Here is a 4,646-nt window from a genome sequence, read left to right as displayed (position 1 = left end):
GCGGGAGGCCCGCACGACGGACCTCCCGACTTGCCTAGCTCAGCACCACCAGCACGACGCGGCGATTGGCCGAGCGGCCGGCACGGTCGGTGTTGGGAGCCACAGGGGCTTCCTCGCCGTACGAGATGGACGACATGCGGTTCAAGGCGACGCCTTGCTTGTTCAAGGCGCGGCGCACGGCTTCGGCCCGATTGGCGCCGAGCTGCTCGTTGTAGGCGTTCGTGCCGGTGGCGTCGGTGTGACCCTGGACCTCGACATAGACATTGCGGTTCTCGGCCTTCAGGCGCTCGGCCAGGGCGGCGATGCGCGTCTCGGCCTCAGGCGATAGGGTGGCCTTGTCGAGCGGGAACTTCAGGGCGTCGTCCGTCAGCACCACGGAATACATGAACTTGCCCTCAGCCAGCTTACCGGCGGCGGTGGCGCGCTCCAGGGCGTCGCGGGACGTCTTGTCCAGCTCGGCGATCTGGGTCTCGTGGCCGGCGACCTTGGCGTCGACGACGCCGACTTGCTGGTTGACGTACTTCTTGGTGGCGCAGCCTCCGAGGCTCAACGCGCCCAGCAGCAGCGCGCCGACAACGAGCCCGTTCGTCTTCCTGATCTTCATTCTGATCTCCCTCAGGGTCTAGGCGACACCAATCCGGTCTTCGGATCTCTCCGGCGTCGAAGCGGAGTCACCCCTTCAAAACGGCCGTTTGGTGACACGGTTGAGGCGGGTCCGGGGCTCAGCTTGACCATGGAGAAGCTTGGCCGGAGACGAACAAGGGTCTTGCAACGGGGTCCGGCGAGCATATTAATAACTGACCGGTCAGTTATTAGGAACGACGACATGCTCCCCGTGGGCGAACCGAAATTCAAGCGGCGTAAGGCGGAACGGCCAGACGAGATCGTCGCCGCGGCTTTCGAGATCTTCTCGGAAAAGGGCTTCGCGGCCGCCCGCCTTGACGACATCGCCGCGCGCGCCGGGGTCTCGAAGGGGGCGATCTATCTCTACTTCGCCACCAAGGAGGACATCTTCCGCGCGGTGATCGAAATGGGCGTGGCGCCCAATCTGGGTCTGATGCAGGCCAATATCGCGGCGAACGCGCACTCGTTCCCCGCCCTGCTGCGCGGCGCTATCGGTGTGATCAGCCAGATGGTCGACACCACGCCCATTGGCGGCGTGGTGAAGATGGTGATCGGCGAGTCACGCAACTTCCCAGAGCTGGCCAGGGCCTGGCACGACTCGTTGGTGGGTCCGGCACTGGCCGGCATGAGCATGGCGATCGCCGCGGCTCAGGCGCGGGGTGAACTGCAACCGGGCGATCCGCGCCAGTACGCCCTGTCTCTCATCTCCCCCATCCTGGTGGGCGTCATCTGGCGCGAGACCTTCACGCCCGTGGGCGCGGAGCCCTTCGACATCCCCACCCTCGCTCGGCAGCACGCGGAGCTGTGGCTGCGCGGAATGCTGACCGAACCGGAGGCCGCCGAGTGAACCCCCAACGTCTCCTCGTCGGCGGACTCCTGTTGAGCGCCGCGGTCATCGTCACGGTGATCTGGGTCGCGCCGCGCCTGTCGCAGCCTCGCACCCTCACGGGCTATGTGGAGGGCGAGCCGCTTTATCTGGCCGCCCCCGTGGCCGGCAGCGTCGACCAGGTGTTCGTCCAGCGCGGCGATCGTGTCGCCGCAGGTCAGCGCCTGTTCGTCGTCGACCCTGCGCAGCTCAAGGCCCAGCGCGACCAGGCGGCGGCCGAGGTCGACACCGCCCAGGCCCAGGCCCAGGACGCCCGCAAGGGACAGCGGGCGGTGGAGCTGGCGGTCTTCGACGCCAATATCGCCGCCGCCGACGCCCGGCTGCGCGACGCCGCCGCCGACCTTCGCCGCATCCGCCCACTAGTGACCAAGGGCATTTACGCGCCGGCTCGCCTGGACGATTCGCAATCGGCCCATGACGCCGCCGCCGCGCAACTGGCCGCCGCCCGCCGACAACGCCAGGCCGCGGCGCTCGGCGCGCGGGACGACCAGATTCGGGCCGCCGACTCACGGGTCGAACAAGCCGGCGCGGCGCTCGGCGCCGCCGACGCGCGGCTGACCGACGTCGCGCCCGCGGCGCCTGTCGCGGCGCGGGTCGAGGAGGTGTTCTTCCAACGGGGCGAGTGGGCGCCGGCCAACCAGCCCATCGTCGCCCTGCTGCCCGACGACCGGATCAAGCTGCGGTTCTTCGTGCCGGAGCGGGAAATCTCCGCCTATCGCCCGGGAGGATCGGTCGCCTTCGCGTGCGACGGCTGCCAGGCCGGCCTGACGGCGAAGATCACCTTCATAAGTCCACGGCCGGAGTTCACCCCGCCGATCATCTACAGCCGCGACGCCCGTGACCGGCTGGTCTACCTGGTCGAGGCCCGCCCCTCCGTCCGGCTCAACCCCGGCCAGCCTGTCGACGTCGAGCCGATCGGTGCGCGCAGATGAACCTCGCCATCGACGTCCGGGGGCTCAACAAGAGCTTCGGCGACAAGCACGTGGTGCAGGACGTGTCGCTACAGGTGGAGGAGGGCCGGATCTGCGGCTTTCTCGGCCCCAACGGCTCGGGCAAGACCACGACGTTGCGGATGCTGTGCGGGCTGCTCACCCCCGACTCCGGCGAAGGCACGGCGCTGGGTCTCGACATCATCAGCCAGGCCAACCTGATCAAGCGCCGCGCCGGCTACATGACCCAGAAATTCTCGCTCTACGAAGACCTGAGCCTGGAGGAGAACCTGCAGTTCTCCGCCCGGATCCACGGGCTGGACCACCGCAAGGATCGCGTCGATCGCGCGTTGGAGCGCCTGGGCCTGATCGAGCGGCGCGGCCAACTAGCGGGCTCGCTTTCCGGAGGCTGGAAACAGCGGTTGGCGCTCGCCACCGCCACCCTTCACGAGCCCAAGCTCCTGCTGCTGGACGAACCCACCGCCGGGGTCGACCCCAAGGCGCGCCGCACGTTCTGGGACGAAATCCACGCCCTGTCGGCCGAAGGCCTGACCGTGCTGGTCTCCACCCACTACATGGACGAGGCCGAGCGCTGCCATGAGATCGCCTACATCGCCTACGGCAAGCTGATCGCCCGCGGCACGGCCGATCAGGTGATCGCCGACACCAGGCTCGTCACTTTCAATGGCGAAGGCGCCGGGATCGATCGCCTAGCCGGCGAGATCGGCGGGCGCGAGGGCGTCGAAATGGCCGCCCCGTTTGGCCAGTCGCTGCACGTCTCGGGAACCGATAGGGCCGCGCTGGAAGCCGCCATCGCGCCCTATCGCCGTGAGCCGTTCCGCTGGACCCAGGTCGAGCCCAGCCTGGAGGACGTGTTCATCCGGCTGATGGACCAGTCTGAGGACAACTTCCGATGACCGGCTTCTCCGCCACGCGGGTCTTCGCGGTGATGGTCAAGGAGTTCAAGCAGCTCACCCGCGACCGGATGACCTACGGCATGATGCTGGCCCTGCCTGTGGTCCAGCTCCTGCTGTTCGGCTACGCGATCAATTCCGAGCCCCGACACCTGCCGACCGCCCTGCTGGTGCAGGAGGACAGCGTCTTCGCCCGTTCCATCACCTCGGCGCTGCGCAACAGCGCCTACTTCGATCTGGTGGCCCAGGCCCGCTCCCCCGCCGAGCTGGACGAAATGGTCCGCCGCGGCGACGTCCAGTTCGCGATCACCATCCCTGGCGACTTCACCCGCCGCGTGGCGCGGGGCGACAAGGCGCAGGTTCTGATCGAGGTCGACGCCGCCGACCCCTCGGCTACGGGCGCCGCGGTCGCGGCCTTGGCCGCCCTGCCCGATGCGGCGCTGACCAATGACCTGAAGGGCGCGCTGGCCCCTCTCGCCGCACGCCATGCACCGTTCGAGGTGGTGGTCCACCGCCGCTACAATCCCGAGGCGGTGACGGCCTACAACATCGTGCCCGGCCTGCTGGGCGTGATCCTGTCCATGACCCTGGTGATGATGACCGCGCTCTCGGTCACCCGCGAGGCCGAGCGGGGGACGATGGAGAGTCTGTTGGCGACCCCTGTCGAGCCGCTGGAGGTCATGGTCGGCAAGCTCGCCCCCTATGTGGCGGTGGGCGTCGTCCAGACGGTCATCATCCTGCTGCTGGCCCGGTTTCTGTTCGACGTGCCGATGCTGGGCGGCTGGATCGGGCTGACGGCGGGGATCAGCCTGTTCATCGTGGGCTCCCTGGCCCTTGGCTTCCTGATGTCGACAGTGGCGCGCTCCCAGCTTCAGGCCATGCAGATGAGCATGTTCTACATCCTGCCTTCGATCCTGCTGTCGGGCTTCATGTTCCCGTTTCGCGGGATGCCGGCCTGGGCCCAGGCGATCGGCGAGGTGGTGCCGGTCACCCACTTCCTGCGGGTGGTGCGCGGCGCGCTTTTGAAGGGTCAGGGGATGGAGGACATGTGGCGCGAACTGCTGGCGCTGGTGGCCTTCGTCTGCGTGGTCACTGCGTTGGCCATGGCGCGGTACCGGCGAACCCTCGACTATGCTCAAGGCGCCGCTTGCCCAGCGGCGATTCCCATCCCACCTTCGATCCATGAGCCATCGTTCCGCGGGGGTGGCGCCGCCCAGAGTGGTCGCGGTGCTGGGACCGACCAATACCGGCAAGACCCACCTCGCCGTCGAACGGATGCTGGGTCACGCGTCC

General features: G+C 68.1%; 5 protein-coding genes and 1 pseudogene. 5 read left to right on the top strand and 1 reads right to left on the bottom strand.

Translation table 11 applies throughout. The features are described from left to right. Positions 1 to 34: 34 nt before the first annotated feature. Positions 35 to 604 carry an OmpA family protein gene (locus RMO04_RS21015; protein ID WP_309646718.1) on the bottom strand — a complete coding sequence of 190 codons (570 nt, stop codon included), beginning with the start codon at positions 602 to 604 and terminating at the stop codon, positions 35 to 37. Between the two features lie 222 nt (positions 605 to 826). On the opposite strand from RMO04_RS21015, the gene RMO04_RS21010 reads away from it, so the two are divergent. The 5 genes and pseudogenes from RMO04_RS21010 to RMO04_RS21215 all read left to right on the top strand — a co-directional run. After that, positions 827 to 1,471: a TetR/AcrR family transcriptional regulator gene (locus RMO04_RS21010; RefSeq protein ID WP_309646717.1), complete on the top strand. Its 645-nt coding sequence runs from the start codon at positions 827 to 829 to the stop codon at positions 1,469 to 1,471. After that, positions 1,468 to 2,442, top strand: coding sequence for an HlyD family efflux transporter periplasmic adaptor subunit (locus tag RMO04_RS21005; RefSeq protein ID WP_309646716.1), 975 nt, complete (start codon positions 1,468 to 1,470; stop codon positions 2,440 to 2,442). The genes RMO04_RS21010 and RMO04_RS21005 overlap by 4 nt, the downstream gene beginning before the upstream one ends. Then, a complete protein-coding gene (locus RMO04_RS21000) occupies positions 2,439 to 3,356 on the top strand; it encodes an ABC transporter ATP-binding protein (RefSeq protein WP_309646715.1) in 918 nt (305 codons plus the stop codon). Before RMO04_RS21005 ends, RMO04_RS21000 begins: the two co-directional genes overlap by 4 nt. Next, positions 3,353 to 4,414 (top strand): annotated as a pseudogene (locus RMO04_RS20995) (ABC transporter permease); the annotation flags it as partial. The gene RMO04_RS21000 and the pseudogene RMO04_RS20995, both read left to right, overlap by 4 nt. A gap of 121 nt (positions 4,415 to 4,535) precedes the next feature. Continuing rightward, positions 4,536 to 4,646: hypothetical protein (locus RMO04_RS21215; protein WP_405041527.1), on the top strand; the 111-nt coding region annotated here is incomplete at its 3' end.

The sequence above is a fragment of the Phenylobacterium sp. genome, from assembly GCF_031412415.1.
GTDB lineage: Bacteria > Pseudomonadota > Alphaproteobacteria > Caulobacterales > Caulobacteraceae > Phenylobacterium.
This window is presented reverse-complemented; position numbering and strand designations above follow the sequence as displayed.